Below are 21,115 nucleotides of genomic sequence, written 5' to 3' on the forward strand. Positions count from 1 at the left end.
GGAGACTCGCATGACCCTCGAAACCGCCACCGCCCTCTCCTCCCGCGAGGAGCGCAGCGCCCGGACGGGGCTCATCGATGCCGCCGCCGATCTCGTGACCGGCCAGGGCGGGACCGGCGGCTTCGTGCGCGACCTGTTCGGCCGCGTCCCGCCGGAGGATCTGTCGCCCTACCCCGCCGACGCCCTGGCCGAGCTCGCCGGCCGCGCGCGGGACTTCCTCGCCGCCCCCCGCCATCCGGGAGATCCGGCGCGGCTGCGGCTGTCCGACCTCACGCTCCCCCGAGACGGCAAGCAGCGGGACGTGACGGTACTCGAGATCGTCAACGACAACCGCCCGTTCCTCCTCGATTCGACGCTGGCGGCGCTGACCTTCCACGGGCTGACGGCGCAACTCGTCGCCCACCCGATCCTCGGCGTCGAGCGCGACGGGGGTGGCGGGTTGATTCGTGTCGTGGGCGAGACCACCGCCGACGCCCACGGCACGCTGGCGCGGGAGAGCCTGCTCCACATCCATCTGGATCGCGTTGAGGGCGAGGCACGCAAGTTCCTCGAAGCGAGCCTCGTCCAGGTCCATCACGACGTCGCCGACGTCGCCGCCGACCACGGGAAGATGCGGGCGCGGCTCGCCGACCTCGCGGCGAGCTACGGGCGGACCCCGTCGCCCCTGCCGGAGGCGGAGACCAGCGAGGCCCGCGCCTTCCTCAATTGGCTGGCGGACGGCCATTTCACCCTGCTCGGCATGCAAGAGCACGGCATCCAGGGCGACCAACATCCGCTCGTGCCCGAAACGAGCCTCGGCGTCCTGCGCGATCCCGGCACGGCGGTGCTGCGCCGGGGCGGGAGCCTCGTGGATTACACGCCCGAGATCCTCGCCTTCCTCGAAGAGCCGCAGGCGCTCATCATCACCAAGGCCAGTGCCCGCAGCCGCGTCCGCCGGTCGAACCATCTCGACTATATCGGGGTGAAGCTGTTCTCCGCCGCCGGCAAGCTCGCCGGCGAGGTGCGGATCGTTGGCCTGTTCACGGCGGCGGCCTATGCGAGCCCCGCCCGCGAGGTGCCGGTGATCCGCCGCAAGGTGGAGGCGGTCCTCGCCCGCGCCGGCCTCGACCCGACGAGCCATGCCGGCCGCAGCCTGCTCGCGGTGCTGGAGACCTACCCGCGCGACGACCTGTTCCAGATCGACATCGACCGGCTGACGCGCTTCGCCCTCGGCATCGTGGACCTCGCCGACCGGCCGCGCATCCGCGTCTTGTCCCGGCCCGACCGGTTCGGGCGGTTCGTGTCGCTCCTCGTCTACGTGCCGAAGGACCGCTACGATTCGGGCATCCGCGCGAAGATCGGCGCCTATCTCGCCCAGAGCTATGACGGGCGGCTCTCCGTCGCGCAGCCGGATTTCCCGGACGGGCCGCTGGCGCGCACGCACTACATCATCGGCCTGTCGGAGGAGGCGCCGCCGGAGCGCGACCCCGCCACGCTCGAAGCCGGGATCGCCGCCATCGTCCGCACCTGGGCGGATGGGTTGCGCGCGGCCCTGGCCGAGCGCGGCCGGGCGCGGGGGCTCGCCGCCCGCTACGCCGAGGCGTTCTCGGCCGCCTACCGCGAGAACTTCCTGCCGGAGGTGGCCGTCGATGACATCGCCACCCTCGATGCCTTGAGCGACACCAACCCCCGCGCCGTCTCCATCGGCCGGCGGGAGACGGACCCGCCCTCGCAGATCCGCCTGAAGGTCTTCTCGCGCGGCACCGCCATCGCCCTGTCCGACCGGGTGCCGGGGCTCGAAAACCTCGGCTTCCGGGTCATCAACGAGCGGACCTACCGCGTCGAGCCGCCCGGTACGGGCGAGGCGGAGCGGGTCTGGCTGCACGACATGCTGATCGAGCGCGCGACCGGCACGCCCATCGACGTGCCCACGCTGGAAAAGCCCCTTGGGGCGGCGATGCTCGCCATCGCCGACGATCTCGCGGAATCGGACGGCTACAACCGCCTCGTCCTCGAGGCCGCCCTCCCCTGGCGCGAGGCCGCGCTCCTGCGGGCCTTCGGCCGCTACCTGCGCCAGCTGCGCATCCGCTACGGGCAGGATTACATCGCCGGGACGCTCGCCCGGCACGCGGGCATCACCCGCGATCTCGTCGCCCTGTTCCATGCCCGCTTCGACCCGGCAACCGAGGGCGACCGCGAGGCGGCGCAGGCGGATATCCGCGCGCGGATCGAGGGGGCGCTCGCCGAGGTCACGAGCCTCGACGACGACCGCATCCTGCGGCGCTTCGTGAACCTGATCGAGGCGGCGATCCGCACGAACTTCTTCCAGGTGGACGAGGCCGGCGCCCCGCGTGGGACGATCAGCTTCAAGTTCGCCTGCGCCAAGGTTTCGGGGATGCCCCTGCCCCGGCCTCTGTTTGAAATCTTCGTCTATTCGCCCCGCGTCGAGGGCGTGCATCTGCGCTTCGGCTACGTCGCCCGCGGCGGCTTGCGCTGGTCCGACCGGCCGGAGGATTTCCGCACCGAAATCCTGGGCCTCGTGAAGGCGCAGCAGGTGAAGAACGCGGTGATCGTGCCGGTGGGCGCGAAGGGCGGCTTCTTCCCCAAGCGCCTGCCGCCTTCCTCCGACCGGGCGGCCTGGATGGCGGAGGGCACCGAGAGCTACCGGATCTTCATCCGCACCCTCCTCGAACTCACCGACAACATCGTGGACGGCGAGATCGTCCCGCCCCCGAACACCGTGCGGCAGGACCCGGACGACGCCTATCTCGTGGTCGCGGCGGACAAAGGCACGGCGACCTTCTCCGACATCGCCAACGCCATCTCCATCGAGAAGGGTCATTGGCTCGGCGACGCCTTCGCCTCCGGCGGCAGCCAGGGCTACGACCACAAGGGCATGGGCATCACGGCGCGCGGCGCCTGGGAGGCGGTGAAGCGCCACTTCCGCGAAATGGACGTGGACACCCAATCCGACACTTTCACCGTGGTCGGCGTGGGCGACATGTCAGGCGACGTGTTCGGCAACGGCATGCTGCTCTCGAAGACCATCCGCCTCGTCGCGGCCTTCGACCACCGGGACATCTTCCTCGACCCGAACCCCGATGCGGCGGCGAGCTTCGCGGAGCGCGAGCGGCTGTTCGCCCTCGGCCGGTCCTCCTGGGCGGATTACGACAAGTCGCTGATCTCTTCTGGCGGCGGGGTGTTCTCCCGCAGCTTGAAGACCATCCCCCTCTCAGCCGAGATCCGTGCCGCCCTGGCCTTCGACCGCGCCGAGGCGACGCCGGCCGAACTGATGCAGGCGATCCTGAAGGCGCCGGCCGACCTGCTCTGGTTCGGGGGCATCGGCACCTATATCCGCGCCACCACCGAGACCGACGAGGATGCCGGTGACCGGGCGAACGATGCGATCCGCATCGCCGCGCCGGAGCTGCGCGCCAAGGTGATCGGCGAGGGCGCCAATCTCGGCCTCACCCAGCGCGGGCGCATCGAGGCGGCCCGCTCCGGCGTGCGCCTGAACACCGATGCCATCGACAATTCGGCCGGCGTGAACACCTCCGACGTGGAGGTGAACATCAAGATCGCCCTGATGGGCCCCGAGCGCGACGGACGCCTGACCTACGACGCGCGCAACGAACTCCTCGCCGCCATGACCGAGGAGGTGGGGCACCTCGTCCTGCGCAATAACGAGTTGCAGACCCTCAGCCTGTCCCTCGCCCAGCGGGGCGGGCTCGGCGAGACCGGCTTCGCCATGCGGACCATGCAGGCGCTGGAAGCCGAGAACCGCCTCGACCGGTCGGTGGAATACCTGCCGGACGATGCGACCCTCTCCGAGCGGATGCGGCGGGGCGAGGGCCTGACCCGGCCGGAATACGCGGTGCTCCTCGCCTACGCGAAGCTGTCCCTGCACGACGCGATCCTCGCGAGCGCGGTGCCCAACGACCCGTATTTCGACCGCGAGGTGCAGCGCTACTTCCCGAAGGAACTGCGCGAGCGCTTCCCCGACGCGATCAAGGGCCACCGCCTGCGCCGGGAGATCATCGCGACGGCGCTCGCGAACATCATCGTCAACCGTGGCGGCCCCTCGCTGGTGACGCGCCTCGTGGACGGCACGGGGGCGGATGCCGCCACCATCGCCAAGGCCTACGCGGCGACGAGGGACGCCTTCGGGCTGATGGAACTGAACCTTGCCATCGACGGGCTGGCGGGGCGGATCGGAGGGCAGGCGCAACTCGGCCTATACGCCGAGGTGCAGGAGGTTCTGGCGAACCGCATCGTCTGGTTCATCCGCAACCTCGACCTGTCGGGGGGCCTCTCGCCCATCGTCGCCCGCTACCGGGACGGCGTCGCGGCGGTGGAGGCGGCGCTGCCGCAGGTGCTGGGCGAGGACGCCCGCGCCGAGGTGGAGGCCCGGGAGGCCGAACTCACCGAGCGCGGCATGGCGCAGCCCCGCGCCCGCCGCCTCGCCAGCCTGCGGGCGCTCGTCTCCGCGCCGGATATCGTGCGCGTCGCCGAAACGAGCGGGCGGCCGGTGGAGGACATCGCCTCGACCCACTTCGTGCTGGAGCGCGAGTTCGGCCTCGACGCCCTGGCCGCCGCCGCGCGGACGGCGCCCGTGTCGGACACCTTCGACCGCATCGCCCTGGAACGCGCGGTGGCCGGCATCGCCTCGGCCCACCGCCGGCTGACGGCGGAGGTCGTGGCGGATATCGGCGCCGGGCCGGAGGCGGTGGCCGCCTGGGTGAAGGCGCGGGGGCCGGCGCTCGCCCGCATCCGCGATGCGGTGGAGGGCATCGCCAACTCTGACCTGACCGTGTCCAAGGCGACCGTGGCCGCGAGCCTGCTCGCGGACCTCGCGCGGGCCAATTGACGGCAAAGGCAGCTTTCCCGGGTCGGGAAAGCACCCGGCGCCCGCGATTGCAATGGAAGGATCGCCTCCGAACGATCTCGGGGGCTTAGCGCCGTTGACCGGCCATTAACCGTGCCCTGCTACGACCGGTTAACCATGATGGTCGGTAGCAATCAGCGCTGTCATGTCGGCTGGTGGCCGATCTTCAGTTGCGGTTTGCGGGACGGGGGCAGCGAGTGCGGGGCTGGAAGACCGACAGCGATGCCGTAACGACGCGGGCCGTGCTCGTGCCGGCCGCCGGCGCCGCCCTGGCCCTCGGCCTCGTCGGGCTTTCCACCGTCGCCACCGCGCAGGCCCCGCCCCGCTTCGACGCGATCAGCCCCGTGCAGGGCGCCCCGGACAATCCCGGTTCCGGGCTCGATGCCGGCGCCAATGGCCTGCCGCAGCTGCGTCGGCGCCTGCCCGACAACCCGAACAGCGATGGCCGCACCACCCCGGGGACGCCGGGGCTCGGGGGCGAATCCGGCGCGGGCGGTTCTCAATCGAACGCGACGAGCCAGGGCTTTCAGGACCCGAACACCTTCCGCCTCGACGACCGCGTGACGATGAGCGGGGAGCGCACGGGCGGCAAGTCGACGGCGGTCTTCAATCGCGGCCTCTCCCCGGCCCTGCGCTTCCGCGCGGCGCCGTCCCGTCGCAACGGCTCGGCCATCCGCGGGACCATTCGGGAAAGCACCCAGGCCTCGGTGCAATCGCCCCGGCTGACGCCCGTGGTGCAGGAGGCCGTGATCGGCGTGCCCCTGCCCTACACGGCCACGGGCTCGCGCCTGCCGCTGCTGGCCACAAACCCTGCCCTCGGCCTGCTGACGCCGGGCTTCATCCTCGGCACCGATCTGTCCCGGCCGATCCCCGCCGCCGATCCCGCCTACGCGCCGATCGGCTTCCGGATCGGCACCTTCACGGTGCTGCCGACCTTCACCCAGAGCATCGGCTACGATTCGAACCCGGACCAGACCACCCGCCAACTTGCGAAGGGCTCGGTCGCCCTGCGCACGGAAGGCACGGTGGATTTCCGCAGCGACTGGTCGTCCAGTTCCCTCGATGGCTCGCTACGCGGCGCCTACCTCGAGACGCCGCAGAACGAGGTGGCGAGCCGCCCGGCGGCGGACGGCATCGTGAACATGCGCGTCGATGCCAACCGCGACCTGCGGATCGATGCCCAGGGCCGTTTCCTCATCGACACCCAGCGGACGACGACGCCGAACCTTCAGGCGGCCTCGGCCGTCAGCCGCCCCCTCGTCGCCCTGTACGGCGCGACGCTCGGCGCGACGCAGACCTTCAACCGCCTCTCTGTCACGCTGAGCGGCCTCGTGGACCGCTCCGAGTTCGAGGACGTGCGCCTGACCAACGGCGGTACGATCCGGCAGGCGGACCGCAACCTCAACCAGTACAGCCTGCGGCTGCGCACGGCCTACGAGATAAACCCCGACCTTTCGCCCTTCGTGGACGTGATCGGCGACACCCGCGTCTACGATCAGCGCATCGATTCCTCGGGCGTCCAGCGCGATTCGGATGGCGTCGGCGTGCTCGTGGGCGCCTCGCTCGGCCTCGCCCGCCAAGTGACCGGTGAGGTCTCGGCCGGCATCCAGCACCGCAGCTACGCCGACAGCACCCTCCGGGACATCGACGCGCCCCTCGTGAACGCCACGCTGGTCTGGACCGCGTCGCCCCTCACCACCGTGCGCTTCAATGCGGCGACGGGCGTCACCGAAACGACGATTCCCGGCTCGGCGGGCGTGCTCACCGAGGTCGCCACGCTGGAAGTGCAGCACGATCTGCTGCGCAACCTGTCCATCGTGTTCGGCGGCTCGGTCCTGCACAACGAGTACAAGAACAGCACCATCCGCGATAACGGCTTCTCGGCCACCGCCCGGCTCGATTACCGCTTCAACCGCTGGCTGACCCTGCGCGGCACGTATATCTACCAGCAGATCGACAGCACCTCGGCCTTTTCCAGCTTCCGGGACAACACGTTCCTGGTCGGGATGCGGGTGAACCCCTAATCGCGCCGCGCCGCGAAGAAGTCGCGCAGCATCGCGGCAGCCTCCCCCTCGCGGAATCCGCCATAGACCTCCGGCGCATGGTGGCAGGTCGGCTGGTTGAACACCCGCGGCCCGTGCTCCACCCCGCCCCCCTTCGGATCGAGGGCGCCGTAATACAGGCGGCGGATGCGGGCGAAAGAGATCGCCCCGGCGCACATGGGGCAGGGCTCCAACGTCACGTAGAGATCGCAACCCGACAGGCGCTCGTCATCGAGCGCGAGGCAGGCCGCGCGGATTGCCAGGATCTCCGCATGGGCCGTGGGGTCGCGCAGAGCCTTCGGCCGGTTATGCGCCACGGCGACGACCCGCCCGTCCTTCACGACGGCCGCGCCGACCGGCACCTCCCCCTCCTCCGCCGCCCGGCGGGCGGCCGCGAAGGCGAGATCGAACGGTGCCGTTCCTTCACTCAGCGGCACGCGGCGCTCCGATCTTCGTGATCATCGGAGATGTTAACAAGCGGAACATTCCTCGATGCATGCCCGTTGCTGGACCGACGCGGCTTTGCCGTAACAAGACAGAATGGAGTGACGCCATGAGCAGCACCACTGACAAGATCAAGGGCGCGGCCAACGAGCTGGTTGGCAAGGCCAAGCAGGGCATCGGCGACGCGACCAACAACGACAAGATGAAGACCGACGGCGCCGCCCAGGAGCTCAAGGGCAAGACCCAGAGCACGGTCGGCGACGCCAAGGACACCGTCAAGTCGGCCACCGACAAGCTCTGATCCATTGTCGGCCCGGCGCGGCGTTTCCCGGAAACGCCAGCCGCCGGGCCGTGTTATCCTCGCGAGAGGCGGTGCCGTCAGGGTACCGCTCTGCCCCATGGCGTAGGAGTTTCCCATGATCGGCTGGGCCATCACCTTTCTCGTCGTCGCCCTCGTGGCGGCCCTTCTAGGTTTCGGCGGCATCGCCGGTACGGCCGTCGAAGCGGCCAAGCTCGTGTTTTTCGTCGCGATCGCCCTGTTCCTGATCTCCGCCGTGTTCGGCGTGATGCGCGGGCGTTCGCCCAGGCTGTAAGGGTCTCAACCGAGCGATCCGGCCGGGCGATTGCGTATCCTCGCCCGCCGGATGCCCCCGGCGGTCTCGCCTGGGAGGGGCGGCTCTGATATGGGCCGCAAATGACCGACATTCCAAACGACGAAAACCCGGGCAAGGACCGGGACGACGCGCAATCGAACGAGCGCGAGGCTTCCTGGCAGCCGTCCACCGATGCGGGCAGCGCCAAGGATCTCGCCGAGGAGAAGGCGCCGCGCGGCAAGGCCCGCTCCGGCCCCTCCGGCGATGCCACGATGAAGCGCCGCGCCGCCGCGCCGGCCGCTCCCGCCGATGAGACGACGCCCGCCGAAGACGAGCCGGAGAACGGTTTCGCGGGCGAGCGGATCGCAAAGGCCATCGCGCGGGCGGGCCTCGCCTCCCGCCGCGACGCCGAGGCGATGATTCTCGACGGCCGCGTGAGCGTGAACGGTGAGGTGATCGATTCGCCTGCCCTCAACGTCACGGACGACGACAGCGTCGTGGTGGACGGCGAGCCCATGCCCGCCCGCGAGCGCACCCGCCTGTGGATCTTCCACAAGCCGCGCGGCCTCGTGACCACCGCCCGCGATCCCGAGGGCCGGCAGACCGTGTTCCAGGTGCTGCCCGAGGACCTGCCCCGCGTCGTGGCGGTCGGACGCCTCGACATCAACACCGAGGGCCTGCTGCTCCTGACCAACGACGGCGGCCTCGCGAAGGTCATCGCCCATCCCGACACGGGCTGGCTGCGCCGCTACCGCGTCCGCGCCCACGGCGACACCGATCAGGCGCAGCTCGACCGCCTCTCCAAGGGCGTGACCATCGACGGCATGGAATACGGCCCCATCGAAGCCACCCTCGACCGCGTCCAGGGCGACAACCTGTGGCTGACGCTCGGCCTGCGCGAGGGCAAGAACCGCGAGGTCAAGCGGATCCTCGAACATCTCGGGCTGCAGGTGAACCGCCTCATCCGCATGTCGTTCGGGCCGTTCCAGCTCGGCGACCTCGAAGTCGGGCTGGTGGAGGAGGTGCGCACCCGCGTCCTCAAGGATCAGCTCGGCAAGACGCTATCCGAGCAGGCCGGCGTCGATTTCGAGAGCCCGGTCCGCGAGCCCATCGCGGCCTTCGGCGGCGCGGCCAAGCCCGCCCGCTCGGACGCCGACCAGGGCAAGCGCCAGGATCGCCGCGCGCCCGCCCGGCCCGCCCCGCAGCGTGTCTCGACCGGCGGCTCCGGCCCCAATCCGCAGCGCTCCGTATGGCGGAACGAAGCCCCCAATGACGGGCCCTACAAGCCCGGCCGTCCGCCCCGGCGTGGCGCCGATCCGCGCATCGATCAGGCGCAGGCGGCCGAGCGCGGCCGGGAGCGCGTCGGCGCCATCAAGTCCGGCGACCGGCGGGTGCTGGTGGAGCGGCTGTCGCCCACCCCCGCCCAGCCCGCCGTGCGGGAGGAGCCCCGCCGCCGCTATTCCAAGGCGCCCCCCGGCGGGGCCAGCTTCGAGGGACGCGGCGACGAGCGCGCTCCGCGCGGCCAGGACCGGCCGGCGAGCGCCCGTCCGCCGAGGGCGTCGCGCCCCCGCGAGGAGGGTGAGAACACGGGCTTCCGGGGCAACGGCCCGCGCCGCGAGGGGGGAGCCCCGCCGCGCGGACGCTCCTTCGATCGCAACGAGGGCGGCGGGCAGCGCGGCGAGCATCGCGGGCCGCGCCCCGAGGGCGAGGGCTTCAAGGGTCGCTCCGGCGGGCCGGCGAAATCCTTCGGGGATCGTCCGGCGGGCAAGTCGTTCGGGGATCGCCCGGCGGGTAAGTCGTTCGGGGATCGCCCGGCGGGTAAGTCGTTCGGCGATCGTCCCGGGGGCAAGTCCTTCGGCGGCGGTGGCCGTCCCGGCGGGGGCAAGCCCGGTGGCGCGGCCGGTCGCGGCGGCAAGCCGGGCGGCGGCGGGTTCAAGGCTGGCGGGTTCAAGCCGGGCGGAAGCCGTCCCGGCGGCGGCAAGCCCGGCGGGCCGAAGGGCGGCGGTCGTCCGCCGCGCGGCACCCGGTAAGGCCGGCGCCCATGCGGATCGTCGGCGGGCAGTGGCGCGGGCGGCGTCTGGCCAACCCCCGGACGGACTCGATCCGTCCGACCTCCGACCGCCTGCGCGAATCGTTGTTCAACGTGCTCACCCACGGCTACGACGATGCCGTGGAGGGCGCGCGGGTGCTCGACCTGTTCAGCGGAACGGGCGCGCTCGGGTTCGAGGCTCTGTCGCGGGGGGCGTCCTACGCGTTGCTAGTCGATGAAGGCGCCGAGGCGCGCAGCGTGATCCGCGCGAACATCGAGGCGTTCGGCGCGGAGGGCATCACCCGCCTGTTCCGGCGCGATGCGACGAAGCTCGGCGAGGCCGGGCCTGCGGGGCGATTCTCGCTGCTGTTCTGCGATCCGCCCTACGGCAGGGACCTCGCTCCGGCGGCCCTCGCCAGCGCCGCCGCCGGGGGCTGGCTGACCGAGGATGCGCTCGCCGTGGTGGAGGAGGTCGCCTCGGCGACGGTGGCGCTGCCGCCGGGCTTCACCGAACTCGAACGGCGGGTCTACGGCGACACGGCGGTGACGATCGCGCGCTACGCGGCCTGACCGCGCTCAGTGCGCGGCCGGCTTCTCCGCTCGCGCCTCGGCGGCCTCGGCCTTCGTCGCGGGGGCCTTGGCCGTCTCCTCCTCGGCGCCGGACGTGGTGGCCTTGGAAACGCGCAGCATCGCCTTCACCATCGTGAGGATGCTCCGGCGCACCTCTTCGTCGGTGATCGTGGCGTAGGCGCGCAGCAGGTCGATGGCCCCGTCGCTGTGCAGTAGCATCTCGATGGCGTCGTCGGGCGGGGGCTGAGTCGTGTCCTCGAAGAATGTCGCGACGGACACGCCGAGTCGGTCGGCGATGGCCTGGAGGCGGCCGGCGCCAACGCGGTTCTTGCCGGCCTCATATTTCTGAACCTGCTGGAAGCTGATCCCCAGCGCCTCGGCCAGTTGCGACTGGCTGAGGCCGTTCGCGGTGCGCAGGAGCGCGATCCGGCTGCCGATACCCTGATCGACGGGGGTGGATTGCTTCGGCTTCGTCTTTCTCATCGCTACCGCTCCGGCAGGGATCCGGCACCGCCGACTTCCTCGGCACCTCAACCCCTGGTCGTAAGGCGATCTAACGCGATGACGATGAACAGGCTATGGGCGCCGCGCGGAAAGAATGCCTTCGCATGACTGAAAAACAGCCAAGCGCCGCAGGGCGCCCGGCTTCGAGCGCATGGCTCAGGCGTGCAGATGGGTGCCGCGCCCGATGCGATGGCCGTAGCCGCGCGAGCGGATCGGCTTCTCCGGCGACAGGGCTCGGGCCGCGGCGACGATGCCCTCCGCGTCGATGCCGTAGTGGCGGTACAGGTCCGCGACGGTGCCCGTCTGGCCGAACCGCTCGATGCCGAGGGCGCGGGTGCGGTGGCCGTGGACCGCACCGAGCCACCCCAGCGTCGCCGGGTGCCCGTCGATCACGGTCACGAGACGGCAATGGGGCGGGAGCCCATCGAGAAGGTCCTCGATATGCGAGCGCGCCTCCCGGTCCCCGGCCTCGCGGGCACGCTGGGCCGCCGACCATCCGGCATTGAGCCGGTCGTAGGAGGTGACGGCGAGGAGGCCGATGTCGCGCCGGTCCTCGGCCATCAGGCCCACCGCCTCGATCGCCTCCGGCGTCGGGGCGCCCGTGACGGCGACGACGAGGTCGGCGTTCGGGCCGGGCTCGCGCAGCCAATAGGCGCCCTCGATGATCCCCTGCTTCAGCGCCGGGCTCATCTCGCGCTGCGGTTGGGCGAGGCTGCGAGTGGACAGCCGAAGATAGACGGAGCCGCCCTCCTTCCCGTCGCGCTGCACGTAATCGAAGGCGTGGGCCATGATGACGGAAAGCTCGTCGACGAAGGCCGGCTCGAAGGTCAGGAGACCATCCTGCGCCATGCCGATCAGCGGTGTGTTGATCGACTGGTGCGCGCCGCCCTCCGGTGCCAGCGTCACGCCCGAGGGGGTCGAGCCGATGATGAAGCGGGCATCCTGGTAGCAGGCGTAGTTCAGGGCATCGAGGCCCCGGCAGATGAAGGGATCGTACAGCGTCCCGATGGGGATCAGCCGCTCGCCGAACAGCCGGTCAGACAAGCCGAGCGCCGAGAGCAGCAGGAACAGGTTCATCTCCGCGATGCCCAGTTCCATGTGCTGGCCCTTCGTGGAGAAGTCCCAGTTGAAGGTCGAGGGGATGCGCTCGGACTTGAACAGGTCCCGCATCTCCTGCTTCGCGAACAGGCCGCGACGGTTCACCCATCCGCCGAGATTGGTCGAGACGGTGACGTCCGGCGAGGTGGTGACGATGCGCTCGGCGAGCGGCGTCTCCTGCTTGCCGAGTTCGTTGAGGATCAGGCCGAACCCGGCCTGGGTGGAAAGGCTCGGCTGGCGCGGGCACGGGAAATCCGCCGGAACCGGCAGCTTCGGCGCCGCATAGCGGCGCGGCCCCGCCGAGAAGAACGGCGAGTGCTCGATGAACCGGCGCAGATCCGCTTCCGGCATCTGCGCGCCCTCGAAGGGCTCCCATTCGTGGCCCGCGCGGACGCCGACCTTCTCGCGGAACAGTTCCGTCTGCGCGGGGGTGAGGAGGCCGGAATGGTTGTCCTTGTGGCCGGCGAGGGGCAGGCCGTAACCCTTCACGGTGTAGGCGATGAAGACCGTCGGGCGGTCGTTGTCGGCCGCCGCGAAGGCCTTCAGCAGGTTCACCATGTCGTGGCCACCGAGGTTGCCCATCAGCGCGGCGAGTTCCTCGTCGTCGCGGCGGGCGACCAGGGCCAGGGCGTCGGGCTCGCTGGCGAGGTCCTGGTTGAGGCGCTTGCGCCACGCCGCGCCACCCTGGAACGTCAAGGCCGCGTAGAGCTGGTTCGGCGCGGTGTCGATCCAGCGGCGCAGGCTCTCGCCGCCGGGCTCGGCGAAGGCCGCATCCATCAGGCACCCGTATTTCAGGACGACCACGTCCCAGCCGAAGGAGCGGAAGATCTCCTCGAAGCGGGTGTAGAGGCCCTCGCGGATCACGGCGTCCAGGCTCTGGCGGTTGTAGTCGATGATCCACCACGTCCGGCGCAGGCCGTGCTTCCAGCCCTCCATGAGGGCCTCGAAGATGTTGCCCTCGTCCATCTCGGCGTCGCCGACGAGGGCGACCATGCGGCCCTCCGGCTTGTCCAGGCCCCAGCCATGGGCGCGGACGTAATCCTGCACCAGCGAGCCGAACAGCGTCTGCGCGACGCCGAGGCCGACCGAGCCGGTGGAGAAATCCACGTCGTCGGTGTCCTTGGTGCGGGACGGGTAGGATTGCACGCCGCCGAAGCCGCGGAAGTTCTCCATCTTCTCGCGGGTCTGGCGCCCGGCGAGGTATTGCAGCGCGTGGAAGACCGGCCCGGCATGGGGCTTCACCGCCACCCGGTCCTCCGGCCGGAGCGCCGCGAAGTACAGGGCGGTGAGAATCGTCGCCATGGAGGCGGACGAGGCCTGATGCCCGCCGACCTTCATCCCGTCGTGGTTCGGACGGATGTGGTTGGCGTTGTGGATCATCCACGTGGAGAGCCACAGGGCCCGGCGCTCGAGTTCCCCGAGGAAGGGCAGGCGCGGATCGGTGTGGGTGGCTTCGGGCGAAATGGCGGGGGACATCGGCGGTCTCTTCGGCGGATGCGCCAGCATCGCATGGGGCCGAAGGCAGGAATTGCCAATTCCCCTTCGCAGACGTAATTTTTTGGCCGATCCCGCTAAGACCGCGGCCTTGGACAGCAGAAGATGCCAGAACGCGCGATAGACGCTATCGACCGGAAGATCCTCGCAGAATTGCAGCGGGACGGGCGGATCACGGTGCAGGACCTCGCCGAACGGGTTGGGCTCTCACCCTCCCCCACCCTGCGACGCATCCGGCTGCTGGAGGAGGCGGGCATCCTGAAGGGCTATGTCGCTCTGGTCGATCAGGCGCGGGTCGGCCTGCCGATCTCGGTCTTCGCCTCGGTGAAGCTCGAACGGCAGCGGGAGGAGGAACTCGACCGCTTCGCGGAGGCCGTGGCCCGCTGGCCGGAGGTCGTGGAGTGCTACCTGATGACCGGGCGGCACGATTACCTCGTGCGGGTCGTGGTGCCCGATCTCGCCGCCTATGAGCGCTTCTTGAAGGACAAGCTCACCCGTCTCGGCGGCGTCGGCTCGATCGAATCGAGCTTTGCGCTGGGCCAGGTGAAGTATACCAACGTTCTGCCGCTTTAGCAGGGCCCGGCCACCCTAAGGACGGCCGGGATCGCTCGGCGGGGCGTCAGTATTGGATGCCCGTAAAGCGGCAGATCGTTTTGCAGCGTGGGCCACCATTGGTCCAATAAGACTTCGCGTGGCCGATGGAGCCGGTCATGTCCTGCGTCGGGTTCCCGCCCGGTCGCTTCACGACGATGTTGCACTTGTCCTGCGGCGTCTGCTGGTAGCGCGGGCAGGCCGGCGTATCCCGCCCGGCGAGCAAATCCATCAGCGTGTCGGAGCGTGCCTGGGCGTGGTCCGGCACTGAAAGCAGCAGCGTGGCAAGGGCCGCGACAGCGATTGCGAGTTTTCGCATGAATGCTCTCCATCTGGGCAGTTGTTGCTTCTTTTGCCGGCAGATGCAGCCATACCAGTGCAACCGTACTGCTAAAGTGCCTCCTCACACATCAGTATTGCCTAATTTTAATCCATCGAAGCTGTGATATTTATTGATGGATGATTGGGCGCCATCAAACGTGTCGTGCCGAAACGAAAACGGGCGCGGGATTCACATCCCACGCCCGCACGGTTTCGACGCTGGACCGGCGAAGGCCGGATACGTCACTCGATCCCGAGCTTCGCCTTCAGCAGGGCGTTCACCGCCGCCGGGTTGGCCTTGCCGCCGGTCGCCTTCATCGTCTGGCCGACGAACCAGCCGAGCAGGGTGGGCTTCTCCTTGGCCTGGGCAACCTTGTCGGGGTTCTTGGCGATGATCTCGTCCACGGCGGTCTCGATGGCGCCCGTGTCCGTCACCTGCTTCATGCCGCGTGAGTCCACGACGGCGCGCGGGTCGCCGCCCTCGGTCCACACGATCTCGAACAGGTCCTTGGCGATCTTGCCGGAGATCACGCCCTCGCCGATCAGGTCCACGATGGTGCCGAGCTGGTCGGCCGAGACCGGAGTCTGCTCGATGCCGAGGCCTTCCTTGTTCAGGCGGCCGAACAGCTCGTTGATGACCCAGTTCGCCGTCGCCTTCCCGTCGCGGCCCTTGGCGACCGCCTCGTAATAATCGGCGGAGGCCCGCTCGGCGACGAGCACGCCCGCATCGTAGGTCGAAAGCCCGAAATTCTTGACGAAGCGGGCCTTCTTGGCGTCCGGCAGTTCCGGAAGGCCCTTGGCGAGTTCGTCCACGAAGGACTGCTCGAATTCTAGCGGCAGCAGGTCCGGATCGGGGAAGTAGCGGTAATCGTGCGCCTCTTCCTTCGAGCGCATGGAGCGGGTCTCGCCCTTGCCGGGATCGAACAGGCGCGTCTCCTGATCGATCTTGCCGCCATCCTCCAGGATCGCGATCTGGCGGCGGGCCTCGGTCTCCACCGCCTGCCCGATGAAGCGGATCGAGTTGACGTTCTTGATCTCGCAGCGGGTGCCCAGCGGCTCGCCGGGGCGGCGCACGGAGACGTTCACGTCGGCGCGGAGGCTGCCCTTCTCCATGTCGCCGTCGCAGGTGCCGAGGTAGCGCAGGATCGTGCGCAGCTTCGTCACGTAGGCCTTCGCCTCCTCGGAGGAGCGCAGGTCCGGCCGGGAGACGATCTCCATCAGCGCCACGCCGGAGCGGTTCAGGTCCACGAAGCTGCGAGTCGGGTCCTGATCGTGCAGCGACTTGCCGGCATCCTGCTCCAGGTGAAGCCGCTCGATGCCCACGGTGAAGGACGTGCCGTCCGCCATGTCCACCAGCACCTCGCCCTCGCCGACGATGGGGTCCTTGTACTGCGAGATCTGGTAGCCCTGCGGCAGATCCGGGTAGAAGTAGTTCTTCCGGTCGAACACCGAGCGCAGGTTGATCTGGGCCTTCAGGCCGAGTCCCGTGCGCACTGCCTGCGCGACGCATTCCTGATTGATGACCGGCAGCATCCCCGGCATCGCCGCATCGACCAGCGAGACGTGGTCGTTCGGCTCGCCGCCGAACGCCGTCGCGGCACCGGAGAAGAGCTTTGCCTTGCTTGTCACCTGGGCGTGGATTTCCATCCCGATCACGACTTCCCAGTCGTGCAGGCCGCCCTTGATCAGCTTCTTGGGGTCAACGGGTGCGTTCATGATCGGTCCGAAGGCACTGAGCGGTGATGCCGTCCCATCCTCCGCCCTCATCCTGAGGTGCTGCGCAGCAGCCTCGAAGGAGGGATCCAGGGATCGTGCGACCGCTGGAGGATCCTTCGAGGCCCGCTCACGCGGGCACCTCAGGATGAGGGCGCGGGTGGGAGCGGCCGTATCGCGGTCAATTACGAGCCGCGTCGCGAAAAGATCAAGCGCGCCTTTGAGCGACTTGGCGCGCGCCGTAGCCGAGCATCGCCCAGAGCAGGGCCGCCACGGCGCGGACGGTGAAGAAGGTCGGCCCGTCATGGGTGATCGGCGCCGGCCAGGGGATGCCCGCCGCCGACACCGCCCACGAGAACAGCACGGCGATCGCGAAGGCGATGATCGCCGCGATGAAGCACTTGCCGAACTGGTCGGCCTTCCAGCCGAGATAGACCGCCACCACGATCAGCGCCGGGTCGAACCCGGCCCAGATCCAGACGGTCCAGGGATAGAACGGGACGGTCATGCCCACCACGCGGCGGGCAGCTGCGTCCGCCCGGCGGAATCCTCGATCACCTGCGCGGCGGCGAACAGCGTCTCCTCATCGAACGGACGGCCGATGAGCTGCAGGCCCAGGGGCAACCCCTGCGAATCGAGCCCCGCCGGCACGGCGATGCCGGGCAGGCCCGCCATGTTCACCGTCACCGTGAAGACGTCGTTGAGGTACATCTCCACCGGGTCGGCATTGGCCTTCTCGCCGATGCCGAAGGCGGACGAAGGCGTCGCCGGGGTGAGGATGGCGTCCACGCCGTCCGCGTAGGCGGCTTCGAAGTCGCGCTTGATCAGCGTGCGGATCTTCTGGGCGCGCACGTAATAGGCGTCGTAGTAGCCCGCCGAGAGCACGTAGGTGCCGATCATGATCCGGCGCTTGACCTCGCGGCCGAACCCGGCGGCGCGGGTGTTCTCGTACATCGAGGCGATGTCCTTGCCCGGCACACGCAAGCCGTAGCGGACGCCGTCGTAGCGGGCGAGGTTCGAGGACGCCTCGGCCGGCGCCACGATGTAATAGGCCGGCAGGGCGTAGGAGGTGTGCGGCAGCGAGATCTCCTTGATCGTCGCGCCGGCCGCCTTAAGCCACGCCGCGCCCTCGTCCCAGAGCTTCTGGATCTCGGCCGGCATGCCGTCGACCCGGTATTCCTTCGGGATGCCGATGGTCAGGCCCTTCACGCCGCGGCCCACCGATGCCTCGAAATCCGGCACGGGCAGGTCGGCGCAGGTGGTGTCGCGGGCATCCGCGCCGCTCATGGAGGCGAGCAGGATCGCGCAATCCTTCACCGTGCGGGCTATGGGGCCCGCCTGATCGAGGGAGGAGGCGAAGGCCACCGTGCCCCAGCGCGAACAGCGACCGTAGGTCGGCTTGATGCCGACCGTGCCGGTGAAGGCGGCGGGCTGGCGGATGGAGCCGCCCGTGTCGGTCGCCGTGGCGCCGAGGCAGAGCCGCGCGGCGACGGCCGCCGCCGAACCGCCGGAGGAACCGCCGGGAACGAGCGGCACGTCCGAATCCTTGCGGCGCCAGGGCGAGACGACGTTGCCGAAGGCGCTGGTCTCGTTGGACGAGCCCATGGCGAACTCATCGAGGTTGAGCTTGCCGAGCATCACGGCACCATCGCGCCAGAGATTGGCCGACACCGCCGATTCGTAATGCGGCTGGAAGCCCTTGAGGATCTTGGAGCCCGCCGTCGTCTCGACGCCTTCGGTGCAGAACAGGTCCTTGATGCCGAGCGGGATGCCCTCCAGCGGGCGGGCCTCGCCGGCGGCGATCTTCGCGTCCGACGCGTCGGCCATCGCCAGCGCACGGTCGGGCGTTTCGAGGAGGTAGGCGTTCAGCGCCCGGGCCTTGGCCATGGCGTCGAGATGCGCACTCGTCAGCTCGCGGGCGGAGAGGGTCTTCGCCTTCAGGGCGTCCCGCGCCTCGGCAAGGGTGAGTTCGTTGGGGCTGCTCACGCGTCTCAAGTCCCTGCGCGCCCTCTAGGCGCGTGCAAACGGAAGGGTCCGGCCCGGAGGATTACTCGACGACCTTCGGCACGAGGAAGTAATGATCCTCCGTTTCGGGCGCGTTGGCGATGACGGCGTCGGCGCGGCCGCCATCGGTCACGGCGTCCTCGCGCTTCTTCATCGCCATCGGCAGCACGGAGGTCATCGGCTCGACGCCGGAGACATCGACCGTGCCGAGTTGCTCCACGAAGGCCAGGATGTTGTTCAATTCGGCGCCCAGCGGCCCGACTTCGTCGTCGTTGACCGCGATCCGCGCCAGATGTGCGATCCGCCGCACAGTCTTCTCGTCGACCGACATGCCGCCCCGTTCATCGCGGCCGGGGAGTCGTTCCCTCGGCCGGGCGGGCTATAGCATTGCGGTTCCAAGCCCCGCAACGCACCGCGCTCAGGTGACGACGTGGTTCGGCCGCGATGTCTGCTCGACGGCGATGCCCGGCGGCTTGATCGGCCGCATCACGGCTTGCGCCGCGCCGAACACCAGCACCTCGAAAGCCAGGAGGAGCATCCAGCGATGCCGGCGTCGCCGCGCCCGCTGATCCTGTGTCGTGGTTGAAGCGACCGCCACAGCCGTCCCCGTTCGATCGGTTAACGAAGTCTTAACCAACCTTCTTAGCGGTCGTCGGCTCCCCGTACATCCGCCCTGAGCGCGCAGATGGTTAAGTCTGTGGACGGGACGGTGGCGCCGGGCCCGCGCGTCGCGTAGGCCCTGCGCCATGGACAAGCAGACGTTCCGCGACTTCGCGGTGGCCTCGCGTGGCGGCGCCCGCCTGATCGGCCTCGACCTCGGCACCAAGACGATCGGGCTCGCCCTGTCGGATCTCGGCCGGCAGATCGCGACCCCGCTGGAGACGATCAAGCGGGTGAAGTTCACGCCGGATGCCCTGCGGCTGAAGGCGATCTGCGAGACGCATCGCGTCGGCGGACTGGTGCTGGGGCTGCCCCTCAACATGGACGGAAGCGAGGGGCCGCGCGTGCAATCGACCCGCGCCTTCGCCCGCAACCTCGCGCCGATCCTGCCCCTGCCGGTGCTCTATTTCGACGAGCGGCTCTCGACGGCAGTCGTCACCCGCGCGCTGATCGAGGCGGACGCCTCACGCCAGCGCCGGGGCGAACTCGTGGACAAGCTCGCCGCCGCCTACATCCTGCAGGGATGCCTCGACGCGATGCGCAACGTCGCCGACGAGGATGCGGACGACGAGGAGGAGGCGTAGCGCCTTACGCCCCGGCGCTGGCGCGCATGCAGACGCGGTTTTCCGCGTCGAGGGTCACGCCTTCCCAGCCGGTGCCGGTCGAACGACCGCAAACACGAAAATCCTGATTCGCGGTCATGGGCGAGACGCCCCGGTGGCGGAAGCGCGCCGGCACCCGGCCGAGCATCGCCGTCGCGAGGTTCATGAGCAGCGTCGCCTGGATCGGCCCGTGCACCACGAGGTCGGCATAGCCTTCCACCTGCGTCGCGTAGGGATGGTCGTAGTGGAAGCGGTGGCCGTTGAAGGTCATGGCCGAGTAGCGGAATAGCAGCGTCGGCGTGGCCGGCAGCGTCCAGGATCGGTCGTAATCCGCCGGGTCGCCGCGCTCGGGCTCGGCGCCCGCGCCGGTCTGGGCACCCGCCGCCTCGCGGTAGACGATGTCCTGCCGCTCCCGCACCGCCGGTCCGTTGGGACCGCTCACGAGGTGATCGACAGTCACGAAGCACAGGCGCCCGCTGCGGCCCTCCTTGAACGCCACGTCCCGCACAGTCTCGACGCGGGTGACGGCCTCGCCCTCGCGGAGCGGTGCCAGCGTCTCGACCTCCCCGCCGGCCCACATCCGCCGGGGCAGCGGCACCGGGGGCAGGAAGCCGCCCTTGGCCGCGTGTCCATCCGGCCCGAGGGCGTCGATGGCCGGCGTGTCCGGCGCAAGGCACCAGTGCAGTGCAGGCCACGCCTCGCCCGTAGGGACGGGCGCCAGATGCGGTGTGAAGGTCGCCCGGAACTCGGCCATCAGCCGGGGCGTCACGAGGTCCCTGCCCTCGCGCGTCCGGCCGATCCACTCCGCGAAATCGCCGCCCATCCCCGGCTCCGTCACGCGGTGCGGCCGCCATCGACGGGCAGGTCGATGCCCGTGATGAACTCCGCCTCGTCGGAGGCGAGGAACAGCGCCGCCGCCGCGATGTCCTGCGCCGTCGAGAGACGGCCGAGGGGAATCGTGGAGATGAACTTGGTGCGATTCTCCGGCGTGTCGGGCACGCCCATGAACTCTTCGAGCAACCCCGTCGCGCCCATGACCGGGCACAGGGCGTTCACACGAATCTTCCACGGGGCGAGTTCGAGGGCCAGCGAATGGGTCGCGAGGCTCGCCGCCCCCTTCGAGGCATTGTACCACGTCAGCCCCGGACGCGGCCGGAGCGCCGCCGTCGAGCTGACGTTGAGGATCACCCCGCCGCCGTTGTCGCGCATAACCGGCGCCGCCGCGCGGACGAAGTGGAAGATCGACTTCACGTTGACGCGGAAGACCCGGTCGAAATCCTCTTCCGTCACCTCCATCAGCGGCTTGTTGCGGTGGGTGGTGCCGGCGTTGTTCACGAGGATCTGCGGCGCGCCGAACCGTTTGCCGGTTTCCTCGACGACGGAGGCCACGTCGGCGGCCGACCCGACATCCGCCGCCAGCGCGATGGCCCGGTCGCCGAGGCTGCGCGCCAGATCCTCCACCGCTTCCCGGCGGATATCGACCAGCGCGACCCGCGCGCCTTCGGCCGCGAAGCGCTCCGCGATGCCGGCGCCGAACCCGCCGCCCGCGCCCGTGACGATGGCGATCTTACCTTCGAGCCGCATGT

18 protein-coding genes are annotated in these 21,115 nt (G+C 69.7%); 8 read left to right on the forward strand and 10 right to left on the reverse strand.

Going from position 1 to position 21,115, the window contains the following annotated elements; translation table 11 throughout:
• Positions 1–10: 10 nt before the first annotated feature.
• Entirely contained in the window at positions 11–4,846 is a 4,836-nt protein-coding gene (locus ACXJ1Y_RS10715) for an NAD-glutamate dehydrogenase (protein WP_463849981.1), read from the forward strand.
• Positions 4,847–5,061: 215 nt separating this feature from the next.
• Positions 5,062–6,888, forward strand: a complete 1,827-nt coding sequence (locus ACXJ1Y_RS10720; RefSeq protein ID WP_463849982.1) for an outer membrane beta-barrel protein — start codon at positions 5,062–5,064, stop codon at positions 6,886–6,888.
• Here ACXJ1Y_RS10720 and ACXJ1Y_RS10725 read toward each other — a convergent pair.
• Entirely contained in the window at positions 6,885–7,343 is a 459-nt protein-coding gene (locus ACXJ1Y_RS10725) for a nucleoside deaminase (RefSeq protein ID WP_463849983.1), read from the reverse strand. The genes ACXJ1Y_RS10720 and ACXJ1Y_RS10725 overlap by 4 nt on opposite strands.
• Positions 7,344–7,459: 116 nt before the next feature.
• On the opposite strand from ACXJ1Y_RS10725, the gene ACXJ1Y_RS10730 reads away from it, so the two are divergent.
• The 4 genes from ACXJ1Y_RS10730 to rsmD all read left to right on the forward strand — a co-directional run bounded on the left by ACXJ1Y_RS10730 (position 7,460) and on the right by rsmD (position 10,542).
• Positions 7,460–7,651, forward strand: a complete 192-nt coding sequence (locus ACXJ1Y_RS10730; protein ID WP_243955795.1) for a CsbD family protein — start codon at positions 7,460–7,462, stop codon at positions 7,649–7,651.
• Between the two features lie 115 nt (positions 7,652–7,766).
• The gene (locus tag ACXJ1Y_RS10735) at positions 7,767–7,943 is read left to right on the forward strand and encodes a DUF1328 domain-containing protein (RefSeq protein ID WP_238249729.1); all 177 of its coding nucleotides are present in this window, start codon (positions 7,767–7,769) and stop codon (positions 7,941–7,943) included.
• A gap of 101 nt (positions 7,944–8,044) precedes the next feature.
• On the forward strand, positions 8,045–9,973 hold the full coding sequence (locus ACXJ1Y_RS10740; protein ID WP_463849984.1) for a pseudouridine synthase: 1,929 nt from the start codon (positions 8,045–8,047) through the stop codon (positions 9,971–9,973).
• 11 nt (positions 9,974–9,984) lie between these two features.
• Positions 9,985–10,542, forward strand: a complete 558-nt coding sequence (gene rsmD, locus ACXJ1Y_RS10745; protein ID WP_463849985.1) for a 16S rRNA (guanine(966)-N(2))-methyltransferase RsmD — start codon at positions 9,985–9,987, stop codon at positions 10,540–10,542.
• 6 nt (positions 10,543–10,548) lie between these two features.
• Here rsmD and ACXJ1Y_RS10750 read toward each other — a convergent pair whose 3' ends face one another.
• Together ACXJ1Y_RS10750 and ACXJ1Y_RS10755 are read right to left on the reverse strand one after the other, a co-directional pair.
• On the reverse strand, positions 10,549–11,025 hold the full coding sequence (locus tag ACXJ1Y_RS10750) for a helix-turn-helix domain-containing protein (RefSeq protein WP_463849986.1): 477 nt from the start codon (positions 11,023–11,025) through the stop codon (positions 10,549–10,551).
• A 177-nt stretch (positions 11,026–11,202) separates the two neighbouring features.
• Positions 11,203–13,620, reverse strand: a complete 2,418-nt coding sequence (locus ACXJ1Y_RS10755; protein ID WP_463849987.1) for a thiamine pyrophosphate-binding protein — start codon at positions 13,618–13,620, stop codon at positions 11,203–11,205.
• 123 nt (positions 13,621–13,743) lie between these two features.
• Between ACXJ1Y_RS10755 and ACXJ1Y_RS10760 the strand changes: the two genes are divergently transcribed.
• The gene (locus tag ACXJ1Y_RS10760; RefSeq protein WP_342165675.1) at positions 13,744–14,211 is read left to right on the forward strand and encodes an Lrp/AsnC family transcriptional regulator; all 468 of its coding nucleotides are present in this window, start codon (positions 13,744–13,746) and stop codon (positions 14,209–14,211) included.
• Positions 14,212–14,257: 46 nt separating this feature from the next.
• On the opposite strand, the gene ACXJ1Y_RS10765 is transcribed toward ACXJ1Y_RS10760, so the two are convergent.
• The 5 genes from ACXJ1Y_RS10765 to gatC all read right to left on the reverse strand — a co-directional run bounded on the left by ACXJ1Y_RS10765 (position 14,258) and on the right by gatC (position 18,598).
• Positions 14,258–14,548 (reverse strand): hypothetical protein, encoded by a 291-nt coding sequence (locus ACXJ1Y_RS10765; protein ID WP_463849988.1) that lies wholly within the window; start codon positions 14,546–14,548, stop codon positions 14,258–14,260.
• Between the two features lie 245 nt (positions 14,549–14,793).
• Positions 14,794–16,266 carry an Asp-tRNA(Asn)/Glu-tRNA(Gln) amidotransferase subunit GatB gene (gatB, locus tag ACXJ1Y_RS10770; protein ID WP_463849989.1) on the reverse strand — a complete coding sequence of 491 codons (1,473 nt, stop codon included), beginning with the start codon at positions 16,264–16,266 and terminating at the stop codon, positions 14,794–14,796.
• A gap of 205 nt (positions 16,267–16,471) precedes the next feature.
• Positions 16,472–16,771: a hypothetical protein gene (locus ACXJ1Y_RS10775; RefSeq protein WP_463846283.1), complete on the reverse strand. Its 300-nt coding sequence runs from the start codon at positions 16,769–16,771 to the stop codon at positions 16,472–16,474.
• Positions 16,768–18,249: an Asp-tRNA(Asn)/Glu-tRNA(Gln) amidotransferase subunit GatA gene (gene gatA / locus ACXJ1Y_RS10780; protein ID WP_463846284.1), complete on the reverse strand. Its 1,482-nt coding sequence runs from the start codon at positions 18,247–18,249 to the stop codon at positions 16,768–16,770. The genes ACXJ1Y_RS10775 and gatA overlap by 4 nt, the downstream gene beginning before the upstream one ends.
• 61 nt (positions 18,250–18,310) lie before the next feature.
• Complete coding sequence (gatC, locus tag ACXJ1Y_RS10785; protein ID WP_463846285.1) at positions 18,311–18,598, reverse strand: Asp-tRNA(Asn)/Glu-tRNA(Gln) amidotransferase subunit GatC; 288 nt, start codon at positions 18,596–18,598, stop codon at positions 18,311–18,313.
• A 415-nt stretch (positions 18,599–19,013) separates the two neighbouring features.
• Here gatC and ruvX point away from each other — a divergent pair, with 415 nt between their 5' ends.
• Positions 19,014–19,511, forward strand: a complete 498-nt coding sequence (ruvX, locus tag ACXJ1Y_RS10790; RefSeq protein ID WP_243955779.1) for a Holliday junction resolvase RuvX — start codon at positions 19,014–19,016, stop codon at positions 19,509–19,511.
• 4 nt (positions 19,512–19,515) lie between these two features.
• Here ruvX and ACXJ1Y_RS10795 read toward each other — a convergent pair whose 3' ends face one another.
• Positions 19,516–20,352: an HTD2 family dehydratase gene (locus ACXJ1Y_RS10795; protein ID WP_463846286.1), complete on the reverse strand. Its 837-nt coding sequence runs from the start codon at positions 20,350–20,352 to the stop codon at positions 19,516–19,518.
• An 11-nt stretch (positions 20,353–20,363) separates the two neighbouring features.
• The gene (locus ACXJ1Y_RS10800; protein ID WP_463846287.1) at positions 20,364–21,113 is read right to left on the reverse strand and encodes a glucose 1-dehydrogenase; all 750 of its coding nucleotides are present in this window, start codon (positions 21,111–21,113) and stop codon (positions 20,364–20,366) included.
• Between the last annotated feature and the right edge of the window lie 2 nt (positions 21,114–21,115).

It is taken from the genome of Methylobacterium sp. TK26 (genome assembly GCF_055361565.1).

Excerpts from the sequence above, each read along its gene's own strand:
- ACXJ1Y_RS10775 (WP_463846283.1), bottom strand. The coding sequence starts at position 16,771 with ATGACCGTCCCGTTCTATCCCTGGACCGTCTGGATCTGGGCCGGGTTC.
- ACXJ1Y_RS10730 (WP_243955795.1), top strand. The coding sequence starts at position 7,460 with ATGAGCAGCACCACTGACAAGATCAAGGGCGCGGCCAACGAGCTGGTT.
- ACXJ1Y_RS10760 (WP_342165675.1), top strand. The coding sequence starts at position 13,744 with ATGCCAGAACGCGCGATAGACGCTATCGACCGGAAGATCCTCGCAGAA.
- ACXJ1Y_RS10800 (WP_463846287.1), bottom strand. The coding sequence starts at position 21,113 with ATGCGGCTCGAAGGTAAGATCGCCATCGTCACGGGCGCGGGCGGCGGG.
- ACXJ1Y_RS10755 (WP_463849987.1), bottom strand. The coding sequence starts at position 13,620 with ATGTCCCCCGCCATTTCGCCCGAAGCCACCCACACCGATCCGCGCCTG.
- ACXJ1Y_RS10740 (WP_463849984.1), top strand. The coding sequence starts at position 8,045 with ATGACCGACATTCCAAACGACGAAAACCCGGGCAAGGACCGGGACGAC.
- ACXJ1Y_RS10750 (WP_463849986.1), bottom strand. The coding sequence starts at position 11,025 with ATGAGAAAGACGAAGCCGAAGCAATCCACCCCCGTCGATCAGGGTATC.
- ACXJ1Y_RS10795 (WP_463846286.1), bottom strand. The coding sequence starts at position 20,352 with ATGGGCGGCGATTTCGCGGAGTGGATCGGCCGGACGCGCGAGGGCAGG.
- gatC (WP_463846285.1), bottom strand. The coding sequence starts at position 18,598 with ATGTCGGTCGACGAGAAGACTGTGCGGCGGATCGCACATCTGGCGCGG.
- gatB (WP_463849989.1), bottom strand. The coding sequence starts at position 16,266 with ATGAACGCACCCGTTGACCCCAAGAAGCTGATCAAGGGCGGCCTGCAC.
- rsmD (WP_463849985.1), top strand. The coding sequence starts at position 9,985 with ATGCGGATCGTCGGCGGGCAGTGGCGCGGGCGGCGTCTGGCCAACCCC.
- ACXJ1Y_RS10765 (WP_463849988.1), bottom strand. The coding sequence starts at position 14,548 with ATGCGAAAACTCGCAATCGCTGTCGCGGCCCTTGCCACGCTGCTGCTT.
- ACXJ1Y_RS10735 (WP_238249729.1), top strand. The coding sequence starts at position 7,767 with ATGATCGGCTGGGCCATCACCTTTCTCGTCGTCGCCCTCGTGGCGGCC.
- ruvX (WP_243955779.1), top strand. The coding sequence starts at position 19,014 with ATGGACAAGCAGACGTTCCGCGACTTCGCGGTGGCCTCGCGTGGCGGC.
- ACXJ1Y_RS10715 (WP_463849981.1), top strand. The coding sequence starts at position 11 with ATGACCCTCGAAACCGCCACCGCCCTCTCCTCCCGCGAGGAGCGCAGC.